19 protein-coding genes and 1 pseudogene are annotated in these 21,631 nt (G+C 57.7%); 7 read left to right on the top strand and 13 right to left on the bottom strand.

The genetic code is table 11. The features are described 5' to 3' along the window. Positions 1 to 9 precede the first annotated feature (9 nt). From glcE to AC1RWI_RS06480, 3 genes are all read right to left on the bottom strand, one after another. The gene (glcE, locus tag AC1RWI_RS06490) at positions 10 to 1,083 is read right to left on the bottom strand and encodes a glycolate oxidase subunit GlcE (protein ID WP_062794395.1); all 1,074 of its coding nucleotides are present in this window, start codon (positions 1,081 to 1,083) and stop codon (positions 10 to 12) included. Between the two features lies 1 nt (position 1,084). Continuing rightward, entirely contained in the window at positions 1,085 to 2,596 is a 1,512-nt protein-coding gene (locus AC1RWI_RS06485; RefSeq protein ID WP_043355338.1) for an FAD-linked oxidase C-terminal domain-containing protein, read from the bottom strand. Positions 2,597 to 2,928: 332 nt separating this feature from the next. Beyond that, complete coding sequence (locus AC1RWI_RS06480) at positions 2,929 to 3,810, bottom strand: LysR substrate-binding domain-containing protein (protein ID WP_043355340.1); 882 nt, start codon at positions 3,808 to 3,810, stop codon at positions 2,929 to 2,931. A gap of 472 nt (positions 3,811 to 4,282) precedes the next feature. Here AC1RWI_RS06480 and AC1RWI_RS06475 point away from each other — a divergent pair, with 472 nt between their 5' ends. From AC1RWI_RS06475 to AC1RWI_RS06460, 4 genes are all read left to right on the top strand, one after another. Beyond that, positions 4,283 to 5,887, top strand: a complete 1,605-nt coding sequence (locus tag AC1RWI_RS06475) for an FAD-binding oxidoreductase (RefSeq protein WP_043355342.1) — start codon at positions 4,283 to 4,285, stop codon at positions 5,885 to 5,887. Positions 5,888 to 5,921: 34 nt separating this feature from the next. Continuing rightward, positions 5,922 to 7,145, top strand: a complete 1,224-nt coding sequence (locus tag AC1RWI_RS06470; protein WP_043355344.1) for a CaiB/BaiF CoA transferase family protein — start codon at positions 5,922 to 5,924, stop codon at positions 7,143 to 7,145. A gap of 58 nt (positions 7,146 to 7,203) precedes the next feature. Next, positions 7,204 to 8,190 (top strand): Bug family tripartite tricarboxylate transporter substrate binding protein, encoded by a 987-nt coding sequence (locus AC1RWI_RS06465; RefSeq protein WP_043355346.1) that lies wholly within the window; start codon positions 7,204 to 7,206, stop codon positions 8,188 to 8,190. Positions 8,191 to 8,319: 129 nt separating this feature from the next. Continuing rightward, positions 8,320 to 9,339, top strand: coding sequence for a LacI family DNA-binding transcriptional regulator (locus AC1RWI_RS06460; RefSeq protein WP_043355348.1), 1,020 nt, complete (start codon positions 8,320 to 8,322; stop codon positions 9,337 to 9,339). Between the two features lie 357 nt (positions 9,340 to 9,696). Here AC1RWI_RS06460 and AC1RWI_RS06455 read toward each other — a convergent pair whose 3' ends face one another. After that, positions 9,697 to 10,140: a MarR family winged helix-turn-helix transcriptional regulator gene (locus tag AC1RWI_RS06455; RefSeq protein WP_043355349.1), complete on the bottom strand. Its 444-nt coding sequence runs from the start codon at positions 10,138 to 10,140 to the stop codon at positions 9,697 to 9,699. Positions 10,141 to 10,291: 151 nt separating this feature from the next. Here AC1RWI_RS06455 and aceE point away from each other — a divergent pair. The 3 genes and pseudogenes from aceE to AC1RWI_RS06440 form a co-directional block, all read left to right on the top strand. Beyond that, positions 10,292 to 10,654 (top strand): annotated as a pseudogene (gene aceE, locus AC1RWI_RS06450) (pyruvate dehydrogenase (acetyl-transferring), homodimeric type); the annotation flags it as partial. Positions 10,655 to 10,763: 109 nt separating this feature from the next. Beyond that, positions 10,764 to 12,080: a cytochrome P450 gene (locus tag AC1RWI_RS06445; protein WP_081201625.1), complete on the top strand. Its 1,317-nt coding sequence runs from the start codon at positions 10,764 to 10,766 to the stop codon at positions 12,078 to 12,080. Between the two features lie 20 nt (positions 12,081 to 12,100). Continuing rightward, positions 12,101 to 12,322, top strand: a complete 222-nt coding sequence (locus AC1RWI_RS06440) for a ferredoxin (RefSeq protein ID WP_196765233.1) — start codon at positions 12,101 to 12,103, stop codon at positions 12,320 to 12,322. Between the two features lie 173 nt (positions 12,323 to 12,495). On the opposite strand, the gene AC1RWI_RS06435 is transcribed toward AC1RWI_RS06440, so the two are convergent. The 9 genes from AC1RWI_RS06435 to AC1RWI_RS06395 all read right to left on the bottom strand — a co-directional run bounded on the left by AC1RWI_RS06435 (position 12,496) and on the right by AC1RWI_RS06395 (position 21,614). Continuing rightward, on the bottom strand, positions 12,496 to 13,098 hold the full coding sequence (locus AC1RWI_RS06435; RefSeq protein WP_124684263.1) for a helix-turn-helix transcriptional regulator: 603 nt from the start codon (positions 13,096 to 13,098) through the stop codon (positions 12,496 to 12,498). Between the two features lie 121 nt (positions 13,099 to 13,219). After that, positions 13,220 to 14,335 carry an acyl-CoA dehydrogenase family protein gene (locus AC1RWI_RS06430; protein WP_043355352.1) on the bottom strand — a complete coding sequence of 372 codons (1,116 nt, stop codon included), beginning with the start codon at positions 14,333 to 14,335 and terminating at the stop codon, positions 13,220 to 13,222. Positions 14,336 to 14,346: 11 nt separating this feature from the next. Then, the gene (locus tag AC1RWI_RS06425; RefSeq protein WP_043355354.1) at positions 14,347 to 15,528 is read right to left on the bottom strand and encodes an acyl-CoA dehydrogenase family protein; all 1,182 of its coding nucleotides are present in this window, start codon (positions 15,526 to 15,528) and stop codon (positions 14,347 to 14,349) included. Between the two features lie 29 nt (positions 15,529 to 15,557). Beyond that, positions 15,558 to 16,295 carry an enoyl-CoA hydratase/isomerase family protein gene (locus AC1RWI_RS06420; protein ID WP_043355356.1) on the bottom strand — a complete coding sequence of 246 codons (738 nt, stop codon included), beginning with the start codon at positions 16,293 to 16,295 and terminating at the stop codon, positions 15,558 to 15,560. Positions 16,296 to 16,302: 7 nt separating this feature from the next. After that, positions 16,303 to 17,043: an enoyl-CoA hydratase/isomerase family protein gene (locus AC1RWI_RS06415; RefSeq protein WP_043355358.1), complete on the bottom strand. Its 741-nt coding sequence runs from the start codon at positions 17,041 to 17,043 to the stop codon at positions 16,303 to 16,305. Continuing rightward, positions 17,040 to 18,308, bottom strand: a complete 1,269-nt coding sequence (locus tag AC1RWI_RS06410; protein WP_043358200.1) for a CaiB/BaiF CoA transferase family protein — start codon at positions 18,306 to 18,308, stop codon at positions 17,040 to 17,042. The genes AC1RWI_RS06415 and AC1RWI_RS06410 overlap by 4 nt, the downstream gene beginning before the upstream one ends. A 13-nt stretch (positions 18,309 to 18,321) precedes the next feature. After that, positions 18,322 to 19,737 (bottom strand): aldehyde dehydrogenase family protein, encoded by a 1,416-nt coding sequence (locus AC1RWI_RS06405; protein ID WP_043355360.1) that lies wholly within the window; start codon positions 19,735 to 19,737, stop codon positions 18,322 to 18,324. Further along, positions 19,737 to 20,606: a VOC family protein gene (locus AC1RWI_RS06400; RefSeq protein WP_052495072.1), complete on the bottom strand. Its 870-nt coding sequence runs from the start codon at positions 20,604 to 20,606 to the stop codon at positions 19,737 to 19,739. Before AC1RWI_RS06400 ends, AC1RWI_RS06405 begins: the two co-directional genes overlap by 1 nt. Positions 20,607 to 20,630: 24 nt before the next feature. After that, positions 20,631 to 21,614, bottom strand: coding sequence for a Bug family tripartite tricarboxylate transporter substrate binding protein (locus AC1RWI_RS06395; protein WP_043355363.1), 984 nt, complete (start codon positions 21,612 to 21,614; stop codon positions 20,631 to 20,633). Positions 21,615 to 21,631: the final 17 nt, after the last annotated feature.

The following is a 21,631-nucleotide window of genomic DNA, read 5'->3' as shown; positions in this document are numbered from 1 at the left end:
TGGAGCCCCTTACAGGCCGGGGTAGAGTCGACCAACATTGAAGATGCCATCGGGATCAAACGCTTGCTTGAGATTGCGATGAATCTCGAAGAGCGCATCGCTCGGTGGCGTGAACACGCCGCTCCTATGATGCGGATCCCTGAACAGCGTGGCGTGACCACCAAGCGATGACGCCATTTCCCGAACGTCCTCGATGGGATCGTCGGTGTATAGCCATCTCAATGCACCACCCCATTCAATAAGCTGATTCGCGGCCAAGAAGGGTTGGGAGACTGCCGGAACGGAAACACGCCAGAGAGGCGCGTCGCTCTGTGAAAAGAAGTCGTGGCGGTGGTCGCGGACGGCATCCCACCAGGACAACGCTTCGTCTGGTTCCAGCTCAGTCCCGCCCAAACGCTTTCTGGCTTCCGTGACAGCAGAGGCTGCACCACTCAGTCGGAGGAACAGCTTTCCGTCGTGCCAGGCACTCGCATTGACTGGCAATGCTTGCCGAGTCAGCCCGTTTAAGAGAGACAACGCCCCTGCTTCGTCGCGTTCAATGAACAGGGTGATCCTCGATGAATGAATGGGCAGAACCTTCAGCGAGACCTCACAGATAACACCGAGTGTTCCCATTGAGCCCGCCAGGAGACGCGAAACGTCATAACCGGCAACGTTCTTCATCACTTGCCCGCCGAATGTCAGAAGCTCGCCTTTGCCGTTAATCATGGTCGCGCCGAGAACGAAGTCCCGAATGGACCCTACCCCGACGCGTGCTGGCCCGCTCAGACCTGCCGCGACCGCTCCTCCGACAGTACTTCCTTTAGCAAAGCGTGGCGGCTCAAAGGCAAGGTACTGATTGTGCTCGGCCAGCACGGCCTCAAGTTCTTCTAGCGGTGTGCCTGCACGAGCGGTGACAACCAGCTCAGACGGTTCATAGCTGCAAATTCCGCTGAGGCGCCGGACATCACACGGTTCACCCGACGGCTCTTCACCGTAGAAGCATTTCGTACCGCCGCCAACGATGTTGAGAGAGGTCTTCGTTTTTCTTGCATGCAGGACTGTCTCAATCAGATGAGACACTTCCGTGGGGATCGTCGTCATTCTAGAACCTCGGGATTTCTGGATGCGGCAGCATCCCACGCCGAACAGTCATGCGACCATATTCGGCACATCGATGCAGCGTCGGAATTACCTTCCCAGGATTCAAGAGCGATTGCGGATCGAATGCACGTTTCAGCGCAAACATTTGTTCTCGCTCTGCGCCTGAGAACTGAACGCACATTGAGTTCAGCTTCTCCACGCCCACACCGTGCTCTCCGGTCACCGTCCCGCCAAGCGTGACGCTTGTTTCCAGAATCTCAGCGCCGAATTGCTCCGCCTGGTGCAGTTCTTCGGGATTGTTGGCGTCGAAAAGGATCAGCGGATGTAGATTCCCGTCGCCGGCGTGGAACACGTTCACGCAGCGAAGCCCATAGCGCACCTCCATCTCGCTGATTGCTCGAAGGATCGCAGCGAGACTCTTGCGAGGAATCGTGGAATCCATGCACAGGTAATCCGGGCTCATGCGCCCCGTCGCGGGAAATGCATTCTTTCGCCCGCTCCAGAAACGAAGACGCTGCGCCTCGTCCTGACTTGCTTCAAGACGAGTGGCCCCGCTGGCGGTGAGGACGGCATTCATCTTCACAATCTCGTCCTCGACCTCCAACGCCGTCCCATCACTCTCGCACAATAGGATTGCGGCCGCGTCCAGGTCATAGCCAGCATGCACGAAGTCCTCTACGGCGGCGGTCATCGGCTTGTCCATCAGTTCCAGGCCGGCTGGGATGATGCCGGCCGCGATGACGTTGGCTACGGCGTCACCAGCGGCTTCGACGGTGTCGAAGCTTGCAACGATGCATCGCGCAAGTTCTGGCTTAGGAATTAACTTGACGGTGACTTCCAATGTCACTGCGAGCATCCCTTCACTGCCTACAACGACGCCGAGCAAATCGAGCCCAGGGACATCAAGGGCTTCCGATCCAAACTCTATCGCCTCGCCCTGAATGGTGTATCCCCGTACTTTCATTACGTTCTGCAACGTGAGTCCGTACTTGAGGCAATGGACGCCTCCGGAATTCTCGGCCACGTTTCCACCGATCGTGCAGGCAATCTGGCTGGACGGATCGGGGGCGTAGTACAGCCCATACGTAGCGGCTGCCTCACTGATTGCGGCGTTGCGTACACCGCATTGGACCACTGCGGTACAACTCACAGGATCTACCCTGACGATCCGGTTAAAACGAGCGAGCGAAAGGAGCACGCCCATCTCATGTGGGAGCGCACCGCCTGACAATCCCGTGCCTGCGCCCCGAGCCACGACGGGCGCACCGAGCGTCTTGCACGTTCGCAGAATGGCAACAACCTGCTCTTCTGTTTCGGGAAGCACCACGACGAGCGGCTGCGCCCGATAGGCCGTAAGGCCATCGCATTCAAATGGCTGGGTGTCCTCGCGCTGCGACAGGATAAGGTCCCTAGGCAGCACGCCTTCTAGCGCGGAAACCACTTCCGCACGCCGGGCTTCCCTCCGCTCAGCGTCAGTAGGATGTGCCAACCAGCCGTCACGCGTCGCATTCATGACTTTGCCCTCCTGGTGCGATGAAGCTGCGTCGTGCTGTGCCGGTCTATTGGATAATCAGTGCGGAGCGACGGCGCGACCGTAGCGAGCCGGCGAACCGCGCAATCAGCCTGGACGGATGCTGCAGCTCCAAGGCGGAGCGTTGCTTCCGGGCGCTGAGGCTCAAACGTTGAGCGATGAATGCGATGCATTGTGTGGGGAGGTTCTAATACACTTCTGTCAAAGGCGTCGACGAGACGCCATGACTTGACTGTAGACAATCACGCGATATAGCAGGTTGAGAGTTATTTGCGGTTGAGTTGCAGAAAACTTGATTGCCGTGTTTGGGCCGCTCAACTTAGCGAGTCGGTGAGCCACTCCATAAAGGCGGCGCACTCCCATCTCTCCAGGGCCCCAGGTTCCCAGCATAAGTAGTGCGCCATCGGTGAAGGCACGGATCGATCCGATATGCGGATGAGTCGCCCCCCCTCTAGCCATGACTGCGCCATACGGGTCCTCACTAGTGCCACGCCGAACCCGCACGCGGCTGCGTCATAGAGAAGCCCTAGATCGTTGAATTGAGCGCCCACATGCGGCTCCGTTCTCGTCAATCCACATGAGGAGAACCATGTCGTCCAAGGCTCAAGCGGGCTACGTATCAGACGCGCCTGGTCGATTTCACCCGCCATTTCGAAGCCTTCGAAGGGGCCGAACTCGTTGAGATAGGTAGGGCTGCAAGCCGGCGCCACCTCCTCCGAGAGAACGACGCGATGATCGACGTCCGCATATCCGCCGGCGCCGTACCGGATTTCCAAATCGGATGGCTCGGCTGTGACGTCCAGGAATGGGATGGAGACCTGCAAGATAAGGTCGATGTCCGGATACTTGTTGCGGAACAGTTCCAGTTTGGGCATCAGGAACTGCCTGGAGAAAGTTGGGGTCACCGCGACCCGCAGTCGCGTGGAAGAGGCTTTTCCATTTTTGACCGGCATCTGCTGTAGCGCAGCGAGGCCGCTTCGGACATTCGCCAGGTACGCTGCACCATGTGCAGAAAGCGTGAAGTCACTCCGCCCGAAGAGTTCAACACCGAGGTGAGATTCAAGCTGGCGGATTCGATGACTCACGGCGCTGGTTGTTACACACAACTCGTCGGCGGCACGTGTGGCGCTCCGAAGCCTTGCAACCGTCTCGAAGGTGACAAGACATTGAATGGGCGGGATGTGTTGCAGGGCCATATCTTCTCTCCGTTTGGTGGGCTACCCAGGGCGGATATGCCGCATGTCATCGCTTGAGGCCTAGGGAGCGGCCACACTTCTTGCTGCTCTGTCGCTCGAGCACCATGCCAACGCTGCAACGAGCAAGCGCCCCCAGATTGCTTGCTCAGGATCGACTCACTGGGTCCTCAGGCAAGGACGTACGTGACGCCCTGCAAGGGAAGACCACCAAGTAAGTCGCTCTCCAACCCACAGTGACCTCGCCGCGGGAAGGTCTCTTAGCGATCCGATCTCTTCGTCGACTCCTGCTCCAACCCATGGCCGCGACTGCGTTAACTGCTTGACATTATGCCGCACCAATCTAAACTTATGTAATCGATTGCACGCAGTGCTGTTTTCGCCTCATCACCGTACTGGCATTGGTTATTTACAGTCTCTGATGCAGGTTACCGTAACGTATGTAATCGATTACCACATCACACAGGAGGCAACAATGCAGGAACGTCGTCGTAAGTTTTACGGGTGGGGCTATGAGGGTGACACCGTCACGCCGGACGAAATCCGGGAGTTCGAGGCAGCGTGGACACGCTTGCTGGGTGTCGAGCACTTCGAAGCGACACCTTTTCCGACGCCCGAAGAAATTTCGCTGCGCAAACCTCGCGTACAGCTGCCCGCGTCGCTTCGCGAAATCTGCACAAGCGATCATTACGACCGCCTGTATCACACCTACGGCGCGGGCACCATGGATGTTGCGCGCGCAATGCGCCGGGAATTTTCCAACCCGCCGGACGTCATCGCCTACCCGCGCACTGAGCAGGACATCGTGGACCTGTTCGACTGGTGCGGGCGCCAGAACGTTGCTGCAGTTCCGTACGGCGGCGGCACCAGCGTCGTGGCCGGCGTGAATCCGCCCGAGCACGATCGTTACCGTGGCGTGGTGTCCATCGACATGAAGCACTTCAACAAAGTGCTGGAGGTAGACCAAACATCGCAGGCCGCGCGCATTCAAGCGGGCGTCCTTGGCCCGGAGCTGGAACGACAGCTCAAGCCCACCGGCCTGACCATGCGATTCTTCCTGCAAGCGTGGGAGTTCTCGTCACTGGGGGGTTGGATCGCAACGCGAGCAGCAGGCCACTTTGCGACCGCGTTCACTCAGATCGACGACCACGTCGAGAGCATGCGAGTGGTAACGCCCCAGGGTGCCATTGAATCCCGACGTTTCCCGGTATCGGGTTCGGGACCCAATCCGGATCGACTTTTCCTCGGCTCCGAAGGCGCACTGGGCATCATTACCGAGGCGTGGGTCAAGCTTCACCGCCGGCCGGTCTTCCGCAAGCAGGTGACCGTACGTTTCCGTGACTATGCGCGCGCTGTCGAGGCCACACGGGTACTGTCTCAATCTGGACTGAACCCTGCCAATGCCCGCCTTGTGGAACGCGAAGAAGCCTTGTACACGGGTTCGAGCGACGGCAGCTATGACATTCTCGTGCTGGGATTCGAGTCCGCCGACCACCCGGTCGAGGCACGCCTGAAGCGAGCACTGGAAATTTGCGCGGAGTGCGGCGGCGAATGGGACGATGATCCGGTCAGCGGAAACCAAGGTGGTGCGGACGCTGCGACATCGAGCTGGCGAAACAAGTTCCTGCGCGGCCCATACCTGCGCGAGTACGCCATTGCTCGCGGCGTCATGCGCGAGACCATGGAAACCGCGTGCACGTGGGACAAGTTCGCCGCTCTTCACGCGCACGTCAAGGCAGAAACGCATCGGGCCATTCGCGAAGTTACCGGCCGCCCGGGTTCGGTGACTTGCCGCTTTACCCACCTCTACCCTGATGGCCCTGCGCCATATTTCACGTGGTTTGCCTATGGCGATAAGGCTCGATTGCCCGAGCAGTTCCAAGCGATCAAACGCATTGGAGAGCAAGCCATGGTGGACGCAGGCGGTACGGTGACCCACCACCATGCGCTTGGTCGGGACCATCGCCCTTGGTACGACAAGGAACGGCCGGAGCTGTTCTGCACCGCGCTAAAGGCCGCCAAGCAGGCCTTTGATCCGCACCAGGTCTTGAACCCTGGCGTGCTGTTCGACCCGAGCTAATTAGTTAGAAACTCAAAAAAGAGGAGTAGGAGATATGGCAGGCCCCCTTGCAGGTATCAAGGTCCTAGACTTGAGCCGGATCCTTGCTGGACCCTGGAGCACGCAACTATTGTCCGACCTGGGCGCTGACGTGATGAAGGTTGAGCGTCCCGGCACCGGCGATGACACGCGAGCTTGGGGCCCGCCGTTCCTTACTCGTGAGGATGGCACGACGACGGAAGAGTCGGCGTACTTCCTTTGCGCCAATCGCGGGAAGCGTTCGATCACTCTGGATGTCAGCAGCAAGGTCGGTCAGGATTTGCTGCACGAGCTAGTCAAAGATTGCGACGTCTTCGTTGAGAACTACAAGTTCGGCGATATGCAACGTTACGGGTTGGACTTCAAGACCCTGAGTGAGATCAATCCTCGGCTCGTCTACTGCTCCATCACCGGCTTCGGGCAGACGGGCCCATACCGCAAGCGGGCTGGATACGATTTCGTGGTGCAAGCCATGGGCGGGCTGATGAGCATCACAGGCGAGCGCGACGGCGTCCCCGGTGGCGGCCCGCAAAAATGCGGGGTGCCCATATCGGACTTGATGACTGGCATGTATGCAAGCGTTGCAATTGTCAGCGCGCTATTTGAGCGAGTCGGCAGTGGCCGCGGGCAGTACATCGATATGAGCCTGCTGGATACGCAGGTGGCGTGGCTGGCAAACCAGGCCTCGAACTATTTGGTGGGCGGGAGCCACCCGCGTCGTTGGGGCAACGCGCACCCCAATCTCGCACCTTATCAGTCATTCCCTGCAAGCGATGGCTCTCTGATCGTAGCAGTCGGTAATGACCGGCAGTTCCGAGCCATGTGCGAAGCGCTGGGTTTAATCAATCTTCCGGATGATGACCGCTATCGACGCAATGCGGATCGTCTAAAGAACCGTGAAAGTCTTGTGGAGGTGCTCTCGGCTCGCTTTGAAGAAGAAGAGAGAGACACGTGGCTCAAACTGCTGGAATCGGTCGGCGTACCTTGTGGCCCGATCCAGAGCATTCCAGAAGCACTGGAGGATCCCCATATCCGGGCGCGTGAAATGGTTTTCTCTTTGCCCCACAGCAGCGGTGCAAGCGCGCCCCAGGTTGCGAACCCTATCAAGTTCTCTCGCAGCAGTATCGACTACCTTCGCGCGCCCCCAGCGCTGGGCGAACACACTGAAACCATCCTGAAAAATGAGCTCGGGAAGTCTGTGGAGCAAATTGAGGCAATGCGCCGCGATGGGACGATCTGACGTGTAATCCGCCCGACCACAGTGATCACCATAAAGATCACGTTCAAAGGAGACAGACATGCATCGATTGCTACGAATTGCGGGGGCATTAGCCGTTTGCGGAGTGACACTGACCATCGGTCTGGCCGCCGCCCACGCTAAGGAATGGCCGGTCCAGCCGATTCGGGTCGTTCTTCCATATCCCCCTGGCGGCGCCTCAGACGTGACCGCCAGGCTCCTAAGCGCTAAGCTTAGCCAGGCATGGGGAGAGTCTGTTGTTGTGGAGAACCGGCCTGGCGCAAACGGCATCATCGCTAATGAAGCCGTTGCGAAGGCGCAGCCTGACGGCTACACCGTGCTGATGGCCAACCTTGGGCCGAATGCCATCAACCCGGCCGTATACGGGAGACTTCCTTATGACACGCTGAAAGACTTTACGCCAGTTGTCTTGGTGACAAAGGTGCCGCTCATTATCGTCACGGCAGCAAATTCGCCGGTGAAGGACCTGCGCCAACTGGTCTCATTAGCAAAGGCCAAGCCAGGACAGATTACCTTTGGATCTGCAGGCAACGGTTCGGGCAGCCATCTGGCCGGGGAACTCCTTAGTACCATGGCTGGCGTCAAGATGAACCACGTTCCCTATAAGGGAGACGCGCCTTCGCTCACAGACGTGCTCGGTCAGCAGATCAATGTTGCCCTTCCCACCGCGCTTGCTGGAATGCCACATGTCAAGAGTGGAAAACTCAGGGCTCTTGCGGTCACGAGCAAGACTCGATTGCCGGCACTGCCCGATGTGCCGACGGTAGATGAAGCGCTCGGGATAAGCGGATACGAAGCCGTTTCTTGGGGTGGATTTATGGTGCCGACCGGGACCTCACCAGCCATCGTTGCTAAGATGAACAGCCAGTTCAACAAAGCCCTTCAGGATCCGGAGGTCCGCGACAAGCTGATGGCTCAAGGCGCGCAGATCGCAGGCGGCACCCCGGAAGCATTCGATGCGTTTCTGCGCACCGAAGTTACGAAATGGAAGCGCGTGGCTGATTCAGCAAAGGTCCGGCTCGACTAGCCCTCACCGGGAATGCCGGTCCGTCGTCGGGATACCCCCCGACGACGGAAACTGCCTGTGGACTACCAAGGTCGTTACAATGACGGCAGTCGGCCGATATCCCAGGCTGAAGATAACCGCTGATCCGATATGGTGAATGTCAAGCAAGTCGCCCTCCTCGCCGGCGTTTCCTCGGCAACAGTCTCCCGTGCACTGACATCGCCGGATCGGCTGCGACCTGACACGCTGGAGCGCGTGCAGAACGCCATCGCAAGCCTCAACTACGTCCCGTCTTCCTCGGCTCGGGACCTGCGTCAAGGGCGCACGCGATCGGTCGGCATCATTGCGCCGACACTGATGAACGAGCTTTACGCGAAAGCGGTCGATACCTTAGAGGCGCAGCTCGATCGGCTCGGATACACCGTTTTATTGACGTGCCACCGGGACGACAGTGAGACAGAACTACGCTGCGCGCGCGCGCTTTTGGAGCGCAGAGTCGACGGAATCGCCATTATCGGGTCACAGCATCACCCTGACGTCTTCTCGCTAATCCACAAGCATGCCATTCCGTATGTCCTAATGTGGGCCGTCGATCGTGAGGGTATGCATCCCACGGTGGGATATGACAATCGCTTGGCGATGCGCAGGTTGACGAGCTATTTGGTCAAACAGGGACATCGAAAGTTTGCCGTCCTCCCAGGGCCACTAGAGACTCAATTTCTCTCCTCTCAACGACTTCTGGGCATCCAAGACGTCCTCAGTGAGAACGGCATTTCGATACCCGACGACCGCATTCTCCCGACACCGTACGAAGCATCTGCCGTCCGGCAAGCGGTTCGGACCTGTCTCGAGCGTAATGACTCGCTGCCGCATCAGGAACAGCCGACTGCCCTGATATGCATCAATGACTTCGTTGCTGTGGCAGCGATCGCGGAGTGCCGCACATTGGGACTATCGGTTCCGAGCGACATCTCAGTTACAGGCTTCGGCGACTGGCAGATGGCGGAACTGATGACGCCCGCACTCACGACCGTACACTCGAATCCCGTTCTGATTGGCGAACTTACTTCTCGTAACCTGGTTGATCAGATTGAAGGCGGGTCCAAACGCATTCAGACCGAGTTCGAGCCTGACCTTGTAGTTCGCGAAAGTACGGCGCCGCCCCAATAGTTGGTGAGCCAAACTACGTTTTGTCGCTACGGACGGAACTCAGCCGTCGCTCTAGCTAGGCCCTCACCGGGCACAAAGCGGTCGAAGCATACGTTGTCCAGCTATTAAATGAAGCGTTGCAGACAACGTTCTGAGGGAATTCTTCAGTCATGCGGGGCGCCTAATGGATATCAGTCTCTGCTCCATCCTGATGTCCGCTTAGGGTGGGCCGGTAAGCGCCGGTCATGCCACTGACCTTTGATTGAGGCGTCAGGGTACCGCCGTTGCCAACTAAGTCGAACGTGTCCCAAAAAGCGGACACATTCGTCCCCTCCGGCGCGAGCCAGAAGCGTCACCGCACGAAAAGGGAGTTCGAACCTATTTCGGCCACCCCGCTTTGGCTGCCGCCGCATCCAGCGCACGAGAAAATCGCCCGATGTCTTCCGGCCGGAACTCGGCCAGAAACAGTTCTTTGACCGCCGCCTCGTAGATGCCCCACATCTTCTTGCGCAAGGCCTTACCTTGCCGTGTGACGGACACGAACGCGGCGCGGCCGTCTTCCTCTGACCGGATACGGGTCACCAGCTCTTCACGCTCCAGCCGGTCAATCAGGCGAGTCAGGTTGTACCGCTCGATGGCAAGCACATCGGCCAGCTCATGCATCCGGCGGCTTTCCTCCGGCCCGCTTTCAATCCCCCACAGCACGTCGTACCACGCGTAGACAGGCAGTCCAGCCTCGGCAAGACGCCGATCCACCTCACGTATCAAGGCCCGGTGCGACCGTACAAACGAAAACCACAAATCCGGCTTCTCAGTCGACATGGTATCTCCAATAGTTGCAGTTGCAATTATGCCGCAGAGCGCTCACAATGCCCAGACGATTGCAACTGCAATTTATTTGAAGCGCAATGGCCACGCCTATCCGACCGGGCCTGATGCGAACCGAAGCCCCGTCAATCCCATGGAGACAGAGATGAATGCCCCGGTGTTGCCGCTACACGTATTGCCGCTGGATGTGGACCCGCAGGAAACCCAGGAATGGATTGAGGCCCTGGCCGCCGTGACCGAAGTGGAAGGCCGCGAACGCGCCCACTACCTGATCGGCCGCCTGCATGAATCGGACGCGGCCCGACACGGGGATTTCCATGGCGCAATCACGACGCCCTACGTCAATACGATTGCCGAATCGGGCGAGCAGCCGTACCCAGGCGACACCTCGATCGAGCGCCGACTGGCCGCCATGGCGCGCTGGAATGCCATGGCGATGGTGTTGCGGGCGGGCAAGCACTCCAACGTCGGCGGGCATATCGCCACATATGGGTTCTCCGCTTTCTTCTGATGTCTACGGGTCGACCTTCGATTCTGTTGTTGAGGGTAAACCCCCCTTTGCGCCACATAGGTAGGCTACCTAACATTAGCCACCAATCGCCCTCGGAGATATTTCCATGACGGAGTCGCCTGCTCCCACCCCTTCCTCCAACCCATCTTCCGCGGTAGAAGGGCGCTGTCCTTTTGATGCGGCTGCGAACGAGCCGAAATCAGCGTGTCCTTTTCACGCTGAGGGCGACAGCGGCGGAATCCCAGATTTCCCCCCTAAGCGCGTAGATCCCTTGGCGCCGCCGCCGGTGTTCTTCCAGATGCAACAGAAGGGCGAATTGGCACAAGGTAAGCTTTGGGACGGAAAGATCGCTTGGCTTGTCACGCGTTATGACGATGTTCGCGCTGTCTTGTCGGACTCTCGCTTTAGCTCCGACGTCTCACATCCGGGATTTCCCTCTTCCAGCGCCGCAGTAAAGGTTGTTCGGAGTAGTAACCGGACCTTCATTACCATGGATGAACCCAAGCATTCAGAGCAACGGCGGATGCTGACCAGCGAATTCACGATCCGAAAGATCGAGAATCTGCGGCCGCGACTTCAGGCCATCGTGGACAAGCTCTTGGAAGATTTTGCGATGGGGCCGCAGCCTTCTGACCTGGTTAGCGCCTTTACATTGGCGACACCAGCATTGGCTATCTCAGAGTTGCTTGGTGTTCCATACGACGATCACGACTTCTTCCAAGAACAGGCGATGATCATGACGTCGAGCACCGCGACGAGGGAAGAGGCTAGCGCCGCGAATCAAGCGTTGTGCGAATACCTGCGTGAACTGGTGGCGAAGAGATCCGAAAGCCCCGGGGAGGACATCCTCAGTCGCCTTATCGTTAATCATGTACGGAAGGGCGATATCACTGAAACAGACGTGGTCTCGCTTGGAAGGCTTCTGCTGATTGCCGGGCACGAGACGACGGCAAATACGACGTCGATGGGGGTGCTCTTCCTACTTCAGAGGCCGGACATCTGGGAAGAGCTTCGCCAGAATCCAAGCCTCGTTCCAAACGCGGTGGAGGAGATGCTACGCTTCCTGGATGTCATACAGTCCGGGACGCGACGTGTCGCACTGGAGGACGTTGTCGTGAATGGGCAATTGATCCGAGCCGGTGATCCCGTTGTCGTGCTTAGTATTTCCGCAAATCGCGACCAGGAGCAGTTCAAAGATCCCCACGTCTTTGACCTCCGCCGTGATGCCCGGACACAGATCGCATTCGGATACGGCCCGCATCAGTGCATGGGACAAGTTCTCGCCAGAGTCGAAATGCAGATCATGTTCACCGCCCTACTGAAGCGCCTGCCGAATCTTCGGCTGGCCGTGCCCATCGAGAGCCTCGCGTTCAAGAGCGATTCGCTCATGTATGGTGTTAGGGCACTGCCCGTTAGCTGGTAAATCCACTACGGCGAATCACGATGAAAATCACAATCTATCCCGAAAAATGCTGCGGTTCCGGCCAATGCGTCGTCAATGCGCCGGATCTGTTCGACCAAAAGGATGACGGAATCGTCATTCTTTTGAATGCCGATCCGTCGGCCGATCAATACAAAATCTGCACGCTTGGCTGCTGGGATCTGTCCGGCGTTGGCAATCGAGATTCACGAGGCTCTCTGATGATTCCCCTAAGCAAATCGTAGTCATCGGGGCAACGGCCGCCGGCATCACGGCGGCACGAGCAGCCTGCGCGCGCGAGGCTGGGGCGGATGGTACTTCCATCGCAAAAGAGGGCGGCCTGCCCAACGGCCGCCCATCTCTTTCGAAGCGGTTGATGGCTGGCAAACGTTCAGTAGAGCTCCTCTAAATAGATCGCCTAGCGGGCATAAAATTTCATTCCGCAAATAACATCTGCCGAAACTTTAAATCTATTATAGAAAGATGACTCAAAGTCATAGGATTGGCTCCACCCAATTCTGTTCGAAATATCCGGTATAGATCTTTCCAGTCCTGCCAATTCGAACAGCGAACGCATAAGCCGCTGCGTGTTACATATTTCCGTGAAGCAATTGCCCTGGCTGAAGAGGGTCCGCCTGACTCTCGAGGATGTTGTCTGCAAACTATCCGCTATATCTGCAATATTCCAAGCTTCCTTTGGATTCATAAACACCGACAATGAAATTGCCTCCCAAAGCGGCCTGGAATCCCACAGATCGTGCATTGGTTGATCACGCACCACAGAATAACTAGTTACATCCAGATCGAAGCTGCAATGCGAGCTCTTAAAAATAGAGCCGCCCAAGAACAGACTCGCAGGAGAAAAAGCGGGGAGCTTCACGAACTTCCCCTCTTTAATTACGCGTGAATAGCCTTGTCGGATGATTATCTGCTCGCCACTCAACGAAGTCACTTTCATTGGAATTGGAAGAAAAATATCATGGATCCCGACTTGGCTTCGTGACTGAAGTTGCGTCTGCATCAATTACGCTACTATCCCGGTCCGATACTATGAGCAGCGCGAGGATGTACCACCGCGCTGCCGGAAACGATGAGGGTCACCCGCCATCGCAATTCATCGAGCACTTACTCTTCGCGGCGCCTTAGGCAGCCTTGTCAAGCTCGGGATGCATGGAGTCCGACATCTGCGCCAGATGATGCAGCGTATCTCCGAACACCGATTCCATTTGGGTAAGGCGTCTAAAATAGTGGCTGACGATATACTCATCCGTCATTCCAATCCCACCGTGCAATTGCACGGCCTGCTGGCCGACGAATCGCATCGACCCGCCCAACTGATATTTCGCTTGTGCCATGGCGCGACGTCTCTGGTTCGCCGGCGCGTTGACGTTGAGCGAGGCGTAGTAGCTCATAGACCTCGCGAGCTCTAGACTCATCTTCATATCTGCGACGCGGTGACGCAACGCTTGGAAGCTCGCGATAGCGACGCCGAACTGCTTGCGCGTCTTCATGTAATCCACCAGAGCCTCCAGGGTTACGTCCATCACGCCCACGGCCTCTGCACACGTCATTGCAATGCCAAGATCCACGGCATACGACAGGCAATCCTGGCCTTCGCGGGTGACTAGCGTGCCCGGCGCCTTCGACAACGTCAGCTCCGCGGCGCGCGAGCCGTCGACAGTTTGATAAGGGTGTACCAATACACCTGGGGCGGAGCGCTCCACAAGGAACGCTCCGAGAGTGTCAGCAATCATGGCGGGTACAATGTACGCAGCAGCATGATCGCCAACCGGCACGAGGCTCTTACTCCCAGTAAGCTCCCAACCTTCCGCCGTCTCGACTGCTCGCGTCTCGCACGTATCGATGCGATAACGATTCGCGCGCTCCTGCTGGGCCAGTACGACCAGACTTTCTCCAGAAGCGATCGTAGGCAGCCACGCCGCACGTACGCTTGCTTCGGCGTAGTTCGACAGCACTGCACCCGCAAGTAGAACTTGCGCCAGCGGTTCGAGTACGATGCCCCGCCCCAGTTCCTCCATAACCACCATAACGTCGACCGGCCCCATACCGACGCCGCCATACTCTTCTGGGACGTAAAGTCCAGTCAGCCCAAGCTCCGCAAGCTCCGAATACGCGTCCGGGGAAAATCCGCCGCTGCTCTCGGAACTGCGACGGTGCTCAAACGTATAGCTACGCTTTACCCACTTTCTTACTGCATCTCGCAGTTGGTCCTGGTCGTCAGTGAATTCGAAATCCATGCTCTACTCCTTTATCCGAGGACCACTTGCGAAACAATGTTACGCTGCACTTCATTGGAGCCACCGTAGATAGTGGTTTTCCGCAGATTAAAATATGTCGCGGCAAGCGGAGCGTTCCGTCGCTCTCCACCTGGGAACTCGCCATCCCACTCCGTCAACATAGCGTCTTGAATAAATGGGAGGCTATAGGGACCTGCAGCCAGCATCATCAATTCACTGTAGCGCTGTTGAATCTCACTGCCTCGGATTTTCAGTAGGCCTGCGATATCCAATGGATTCTTCCCGGATTTTTCTGCCGAGATAACGCGAAGAACCAGCATTTCGAGCGCGATAATATCTACCTCGAGCTTCGAAACCTCGTCTTTGAAACGAGGGTCGTCCATCATGCCTTCTGCAGCCGCGATTCGCTTCAGGCGTCGGAGCTCACGCTTGGCACGCCCGACTTCTGCAATGTTCGAGCGTTCGTGACTGAGAAGGTGTTTGGCATAGGTCCAGCCCTTATTTTCTTCGCCAATCAGGTTCTCAACGGGGACCTCAACATTGTCGAACCAGACCTCATTGACCTCGCACTCGCCGTCCAGCAGCTTAATGGGCCGAACCGTGACGCCAGGCGAACGCATGTCAATGAGCAGGAAACTGATCCCTGCCTGCGGCTTCCCTTCTGTATTGGTCCGGACGAGACAGAAAATCCACTCCCCGTACTGAGCCAACGTGGTCCAGATCTTTTGACCATTGACTATGTACTTGTCTCCCTTTCGCTCCGCTCGTGTCTTGAGCGAAGCCAGGTCGGAACCCGATCCCGGCTCGCTGTAACCCTGGCTCCACCAAACATCGCCCGTCACAATGCCGGGCAAGAAGCGCGCCTGTTGCTCAGCGTTACCAAATGCCATGATGACTGGTGCCACCATGACAGGCCCATAGGGCACGAGTCGCGGTGCTCCTGCCAACGCGCACTCTTCCTCGAATATGTGCCGCTGCACTGGTGTCCAGCCCGTGCCGCCGAACTCGACTGGCCACTTATACGTCAGCCAACCCTTTTTCCCCAGAATTTGGTGCCAACGCTGCATATCGGTGCGGGATAGCTGCAGTCCGTTGTGCACCTTGTGCGAGATCTCCTTCGGCAAATGGGCGTCGATCCACGCATGTACCTCTTTTCTAAATTCCTGCTCTTCTTCTGTGAAATTCAGATCCATTTCTCAGTCCCCTACTGTGTTAGTTAGTCCTAGCGGCCCACGAAAACGGGAGCGCGACGCTCCTTGGCCGCCAACGCCCCTTCCCGGGCGTCTTCACTCCTGGCCAGCATCTGAGCTTGGTACTGGGCGCTATAGCCTGCCTCAACCAGTCCTACCGGAATCGAGTGTCTCGCCGCCTGTTTGAGGAAACGCAGTACCAGCGGCGCTGCGCTCGCAATCTGACGCGCTGTCACTAGAGCTGCCTCTGTTTCGCTTCCTGGTTCACAGAGTTCGTTTACGAATCCGACTTCATAGGCCCGTTGGGCGGATACCGGGCGCCCGGTCAACATGAGCTCCATCGCGATCTTGTGGGGAATCCGACCGACCAGCGAGCTAATCAAGCCGGCTGCCATGCCTAGGCGACCTTCGGGATAAACGAAGGTCGTTGCCGAAGTCGCTACACAAAGATCGCAGAATGCAAGCATCGATACGCCCGCCGCTATCACGGGGCCATTAACCGCTGCAATAACCGGCTTTCCAATGTCAAATGCGACATTGGGAATGGCATGCCAAAAGGAATCCGGTGGATCGTTCGTGTCGAGGCCTGCCGTAAACACCGACCCCTCTGCACGTAGCAGGGCAACGCGATCCTCTGAGCCCGCGAAGTCTTGCCACGCGTCGTGCAACGCGTCGCACATTTCCGAGTTCAGCGCGTTTCTCTTATCCGGCCGATTCATCGTAATGACCCGGACGAAATTTTCTGATTCGATTTTTATCAACTCGGCCATGGCGTTCTTAACGCTTCTTGTTCAGGAAGGATTTGAAGATTTCCTGAGTGGCTTCGGTATTCAAGAGTTCGGCGAACATCTTCACTTCCAGGTCGAGCGCAGAACCCACAGCGGCACGATTCTCGTGGTTCAACATCCGCTTTGTCGCGCGTACCGAAGCCTTGGGAAGCTTTGCCAGTTCGGCAGCCGTTTCGCGCGCCCGTGCAAGGGCTTCCCCGTCCTGCGTCAGCGACGTCAGAAGCCCGGCATCGAAAGCTTCTTCTGCATCAAAGAACTTTCCAAGCATCAACCACTCACGTGCCTTCCGGACACCTACCAGCGATTCGAGCAGGTAGCTGGATGCGCCCTCGGGGCACAGACCCAGCGATACGAACGGCATGCGGAAGCGCGCATCTTGGGATGCGTAGGCAAAATCGACGTGTTGCAGCATCGTGGCGCCGATTCCAATCGCCAGTCCCTCGACTGCTGCGATTAGCGGCACATCGATCGCGGCCATCTTCCGGAGAAGCGTGACAGCAGGGGAATCTTCATTACCCCGCCGGGTCTGGAAATCATTGATATCGGCACCGACAGTGAAGTGTCCGCCCGCACCATGCACGATGACTGCGGCACATTCCTTGTCCGCGTTGGCCTCATCCAGAAGACGGGTCAGTTCCTGGTACATCGCGGCGCTGATCGCATTGCGCTTTTCTGGACGCGCAATGCAAATCTCCAGGACGTTTCCGACATTATTAGCTTGGATGCTCATGATTGCTCCTGAAGTGTCTTTTTTGACGTTTGGCAACTAATCACCCCACGTTCTTCGAGACCGGCGATGTGGTCCGCGGAAAGTTCTAGCAAGTCGGAAAGCACGTCTTCTGTGTGCTGACCGAGTTTCGCGGGCGCCCGAACGTAGTGCACCGGCGTTTTACTGAATTTGATGGGATTGGCGATGCCCCGTACCGAGCCGATACCTTTGTCAACCGGCACGTCGATCGCCATCTGACGGTGGATGACCTGTGGGTGAGCAAAGGCTTCCTTGTAGGTATTGATACGACCGTGCGGGATATCCGCTGCGGAGAACGCGGCAAGCCAATGCTCGGTTTGGCGCGCCGCAAGAACCGACGACACCTGCGCAATTAGCGCCTCTCGATTCCGAATGCGTCCGGATGCGGAATAGAACGTCGAATCCCGGGCCAGTTCTTTGGCGTCGATCGCTTGGCAAAAGCGTTGCCACTGGGAATCGTTCCCCACAGCAACTACCACCTTACCGTCTGCCGTATCAAAGACTTGATACGGTACGAGAGACGGATGCGCGTTCCCCCACCGGTGCGGTTCGGCGCCATTGATCAGGCACGACAATCCCTGATTCGACGACAAGCCAACCAGACAATCGAGCAGTGCCAAATCGATGTGCTGACCTTCTCCCGTGACATTCCTGTGGTTCAACGCGGCGAGGATCGCGACCGTCGCATACAGTCCCGTCGTCAGATCAGCAATGGCGATCCCGACCTTCTGTGGCCCACCACCAGGCTCGTCATCACGCTCGCCCGTTATGCTCATCAGCCCGCTTTCCCCCTGGAAAACGAAGTCGTAGCCGGGGCGGTCAGCGTACGGCCCGGATTGGCCGTACCCGGTGATAGAGCAATAGATCAGGCGCGGATTGATCTTTTTCAGACTGTCGTAGTCAAGCCCTCGACGAGCCAGATCACCAACCTTAAAGTTCTCTACAAAGATGTCGCACTCAAGAACGAGCTTACGGATCAGATCCGCACCGTCTGGGTTGGCGATGTCCACGCCAACCGATCGTTTGTTCCGATTTGCGGAAGCGAAGTAGGTGGAATCCTCAAGCACTTCCGCTTCACTCGTCATCGCATACGGCGGCCCCCACTGCCGCGTATCATCCCCTCGCGATGGGTGCTCAATCTTGATGACATCGGCTCCCATGTCGCCCAGCATCTGGGTACACCATGGCCCTGCGAGCACTCGCGTCATATCCAATACGCGAATGTTCCCTAGAGCTTGTTTCTGCATAAGAGACATCCCGTCATCCCTCGTTCATTTGGATAGATTTGTACTCGAGGAACTCATCCAAACCGACGTGACCCGCCTCCCGGCCAACACCGCTTTGTTTGAAGCCGCCGAAGGGCGCTACGGGGTTGAATCGGGCGCCGTTAATATCGACCTGTCCTGCACGAATCTTCTTAGCGGCGTCGAGTGCGAGGTCAGGATCGCCCCAAACGGCCGCCGCCAGGCCATACACCGTTGCGTTGGCGATGCGGATGCCGTCGTCGATTTCGTCGTAGGGAATCACGCAGAGCACGGGGCCAAACACCTCTTCCTTGGCCAGATAGTTATGTTGATCTGTGAGAAACACCTTCGGGCTGACGAAGAATCCTGCAGGCGGAACATCCTGGCCTGACGCGATGAGCGTGGCGCCCTCCGCTACCCCTTTTTCCGCTAGTTCCTGCACGCGGTCACGCTGCTTGCCAGAAATGAGCGGGCCGATCCGATGGCCTTCGACGAGGCTGGATCCGACAGAGAACTTGGCGAGTTCTTGCTTCACCAGGGCTTCGACGGCCGACACATCACGCGAGTGAACAATCAACCTGGTCAGCGCGCTGCAAGTCTGACCGTTGTTGAGGAAGCAGGAAGCGAGCGTTCCCTTGACGGCCACAGTCAGGTCCGCACCCGGCAATACCAAGGAAGGCGACTTGCCGCCCAATTCCAGCGTCACCTTCTTAATGGTCGACGCGGCCAAGCAAGACACTGCACGACCCGCTTCCGTGGATCCTGTGAAGCTAACCATGTCCACGCCGTCAGCTCGCGCCAACGCTGCGCCCACTACCGCACCCAAGCCGTTCACAACGTTCACCACGCCCGAAGGAAAGCCTGCGTCATTGATGGCATCGCAGATAAGGCGCGTTGTTCGGGGCGTCAATTCACTTGGTTTGAGCACGACTGTGTTCCCGGCCAGAAGCGCGGGCACCACCTTCAGAATGATCTGATGAAGCGGGAAATTCCATGGCGTGATACATGCCACGACGCCGAATGGCTCCCGGACGATGACAGATGGGCCCGTTCGCGATTGCCATGGAAATCCTTCCGCCAGCTTTACGAAGTTCCCAATGTTCCGAATGGGCGAGTCGACTTGAACGATGCGTGAGATCTTCAAGGGCGTGCCAACCTCAGCCGCGATAGCATCGGCCAACGACTCCTGCCGATTTGTGAGTTGGTCTTTTAGGCGATTAAGAATTGCGCATTTGTCCGACACGGATGTTGCGGACCAGCTGGCCAATGCGTTCTGCGCGGCACCCAAGGCGAGACCGACGTCCTCCTCGGTACCTGGAAGAATTTGGGCCGATACCAGGCCAGTATTCGGGTCCTCTACGTCGATGAGCTGTGTGCCAGAAGCACGGCGCCACGATCCCCCGATGTATTGCTGATCGAAGATCTCCGGCATCACGACTGCACCTCTGAAATCTCTTCGACTTTCTCGGGGCTACCGGACCATCCCCACGCCAACGAGGTTCGGGATACACCAAGTAGGACGCCATTCAGCGCGCTCGGATGGATCCAGAGGCCGTCCTGCTCGGGCTTGCCCGTGTCGGTCCTTCGGGTCCACTTTGCGTTGCGCGATTCGAGTCGCCTGATTACGTCCGCCAAATCATGCGTTTCGATGTAGCACATGTAAAGTGCGTCACCTCGCTTGCCCGAAAACCTGCCCATGGCAAAGGCGGGATCATGCGCTTCAGCCAATTCGATGCGATCGAGACGATCCGGCGCGAACATCAGCAGCGTGCCTTCATAGCCAAATCGCGCGAACGTGATGTCTACTGCCTTGTCGCGCTGCAGGCCCAGTTTTCGCGCGTAGCAATCCGCGACTTCTCGCCAGTCGGTGCTGAGAACCATGGTGAGCTCGTACAGAAACGACACAGGACCATTCGCTCGAACCCGCGCTGCCGCTTCGCTGACAACGAGTGGCATGCCATAGAGGCCGCCCGCGTTCAAATAGAGACGGCCGTCGGCTTCAGCAAATCGGATACCTTGCTCGGCAAGGAACCTCTGGCATTCAGCCAGGCTAGCTGTCGAGACCCCTCCAAAGAAGAGGCCTTCCCCGAAGCTATCAAGATGATCACTTACGACCCCTGCTCCCCGCGGGGTCCAAAGTTCGACCGTGCTTTCGCCGATTACCAGGCTACGGCCACGGGCATTCAGATGGTCGCTTGCAAGCTCATCAAGATACTGCGCCCCAAGTACTTCCCTGTAGTTCTGCTCTGCTTGATCGAGGTCGCGCACCGCAACGAGGATTCTGTCAACCGAGTTCAACATTGCTTCTTCCTTAAAGTAACTGACCTACTGCACGGTGATGTGCGCGGTACGAATGAGCTTTTGCCATTTCGCCGACTCCTGCTGGATGAATCGGCCGAACTCATCTCGTCCTGCGCCAGAGATGATTCCGCCGATGTCGCCAATCTTGCTGCGGACGTCAGGCATCTTGAGTACAGCTTGAATTTCGGCATCCAAACGGGTGACGATCGGCTTCGGCGTTGCGGCAGGTACCAAGACGCCGAACCAACCAGTGATCTGATAGTTGCTCAGACCAGCTTCAGTCATCGTTGGGACGTCCGGCAGCAACGGGGAACGGACAGCACTCGTGATGGCGAGTGCGCGAACCTTTCCGCCTTTTACGAGATTCAATGCCGAAGGCATGTTGTCAAACATGATCGGTACATGGCCTGCCATCGTGTCGTTCAGGCCGGGGCCGCTACCGCGGTATGGCACATGAACCATGCGCAGGCCCGCTGTCGAAGCGAACAGTTCACCCGCCAAGTGCAAAGATGTTCCGTTGCCAGGCGTTGCGTACGACAAGGGATTGGGCTGTTGCTTCGCGTACTGAACGAGTTCCTTCACCGATTTGACCGGCAGTTGCGGGTTGACCACCAGCAGGTTGGGAACCTCCGCCAGGAGCGTCACCGGCGCGAGATCTCGCGTGGGAGAAAAGCGAGCGTCGGGAGTAAGCGTGGGGTTGATGGCAATAGGACCAATATTGCCCATAACGATGGTGTATCCATCAGCGGGCTGTTTCGCAACATAGGCCGTGCCAACATCGCCCCCAGCGCCTGGCTTGTTCTCGATCACCACGGGCTGCCCGAGTCGTTCAGAGAGCTTGGCACCGACGATACGTGCCAGCATGTCAGTGGTGCCGCCCGGCGGATACGGCACGACCCACTTGATCGGGCGACTCGGCCAGGACTCGCTGGCGTTCGCAACAGATTGACCGGTCGCTGCCCAGCACCCCACCACAGCGGCGCTAAAGCCCAATATCCATCGTTTCATTCGTTGTCTCCTGACCT

This window comes from Cupriavidus sp. MPR-AND1C (assembly GCF_058809705.1).
The sequence above is the reverse complement of the archived record's forward strand: the minus strand, read 5'-3'. Positions and strand labels throughout refer to the sequence as shown.

Bases quoted from the DNA above. Each gene is read 5' to 3' on its own strand.
- AC1RWI_RS06420 (WP_043355356.1), bottom strand. From the start codon at position 16,295: ATGGCCGAGTTGATAAAAATCGAATCAGAAAATTTCGTCCGGGTCATT.
- AC1RWI_RS06435 (WP_124684263.1), bottom strand. From the start codon at position 13,098: ATGCAGACGCAACTTCAGTCACGAAGCCAAGTCGGGATCCATGATATT.
- AC1RWI_RS06465 (WP_043355346.1), top strand. From the start codon at position 7,204: ATGCATCGATTGCTACGAATTGCGGGGGCATTAGCCGTTTGCGGAGTG.
- AC1RWI_RS06395 (WP_043355363.1), bottom strand. From the start codon at position 21,614: ATGAAACGATGGATATTGGGCTTTAGCGCCGCTGTGGTGGGGTGCTGG.
- AC1RWI_RS06410 (WP_043358200.1), bottom strand. From the start codon at position 18,308: ATGCAGAAACAAGCTCTAGGGAACATTCGCGTATTGGATATGACGCGA.
- AC1RWI_RS06455 (WP_043355349.1), bottom strand. From the start codon at position 10,140: ATGTCGACTGAGAAGCCGGATTTGTGGTTTTCGTTTGTACGGTCGCAC.
- AC1RWI_RS06405 (WP_043355360.1), bottom strand. From the start codon at position 19,737: ATGCCGGAGATCTTCGATCAGCAATACATCGGGGGATCGTGGCGCCGT.
- AC1RWI_RS06425 (WP_043355354.1), bottom strand. From the start codon at position 15,528: ATGGATCTGAATTTCACAGAAGAAGAGCAGGAATTTAGAAAAGAGGTA.
- AC1RWI_RS06400 (WP_052495072.1), bottom strand. From the start codon at position 20,606: ATGTTGAACTCGGTTGACAGAATCCTCGTTGCGGTGCGCGACCTCGAT.
- glcE (WP_062794395.1), bottom strand. From the start codon at position 1,083: ATGACGACGATCCCCACGGAAGTGTCTCATCTGATTGAGACAGTCCTG.
- AC1RWI_RS06485 (WP_043355338.1), bottom strand. From the start codon at position 2,596: ATGAATGCGACGCGTGACGGCTGGTTGGCACATCCTACTGACGCTGAG.
- AC1RWI_RS06470 (WP_043355344.1), top strand. From the start codon at position 5,922: ATGGCAGGCCCCCTTGCAGGTATCAAGGTCCTAGACTTGAGCCGGATC.
- AC1RWI_RS06475 (WP_043355342.1), top strand. From the start codon at position 4,283: ATGCAGGAACGTCGTCGTAAGTTTTACGGGTGGGGCTATGAGGGTGAC.
- AC1RWI_RS06445 (WP_081201625.1), top strand. From the start codon at position 10,764: ATGACGGAGTCGCCTGCTCCCACCCCTTCCTCCAACCCATCTTCCGCG.
- AC1RWI_RS06480 (WP_043355340.1), bottom strand. From the start codon at position 3,810: ATGGCCCTGCAACACATCCCGCCCATTCAATGTCTTGTCACCTTCGAG.
- AC1RWI_RS06440 (WP_196765233.1), top strand. From the start codon at position 12,101: ATGAAAATCACAATCTATCCCGAAAAATGCTGCGGTTCCGGCCAATGC.
- AC1RWI_RS06460 (WP_043355348.1), top strand. From the start codon at position 8,320: ATGGTGAATGTCAAGCAAGTCGCCCTCCTCGCCGGCGTTTCCTCGGCA.
- AC1RWI_RS06430 (WP_043355352.1), bottom strand. From the start codon at position 14,335: ATGGATTTCGAATTCACTGACGACCAGGACCAACTGCGAGATGCAGTA.
- AC1RWI_RS06415 (WP_043355358.1), bottom strand. From the start codon at position 17,043: ATGAGCATCCAAGCTAATAATGTCGGAAACGTCCTGGAGATTTGCATT.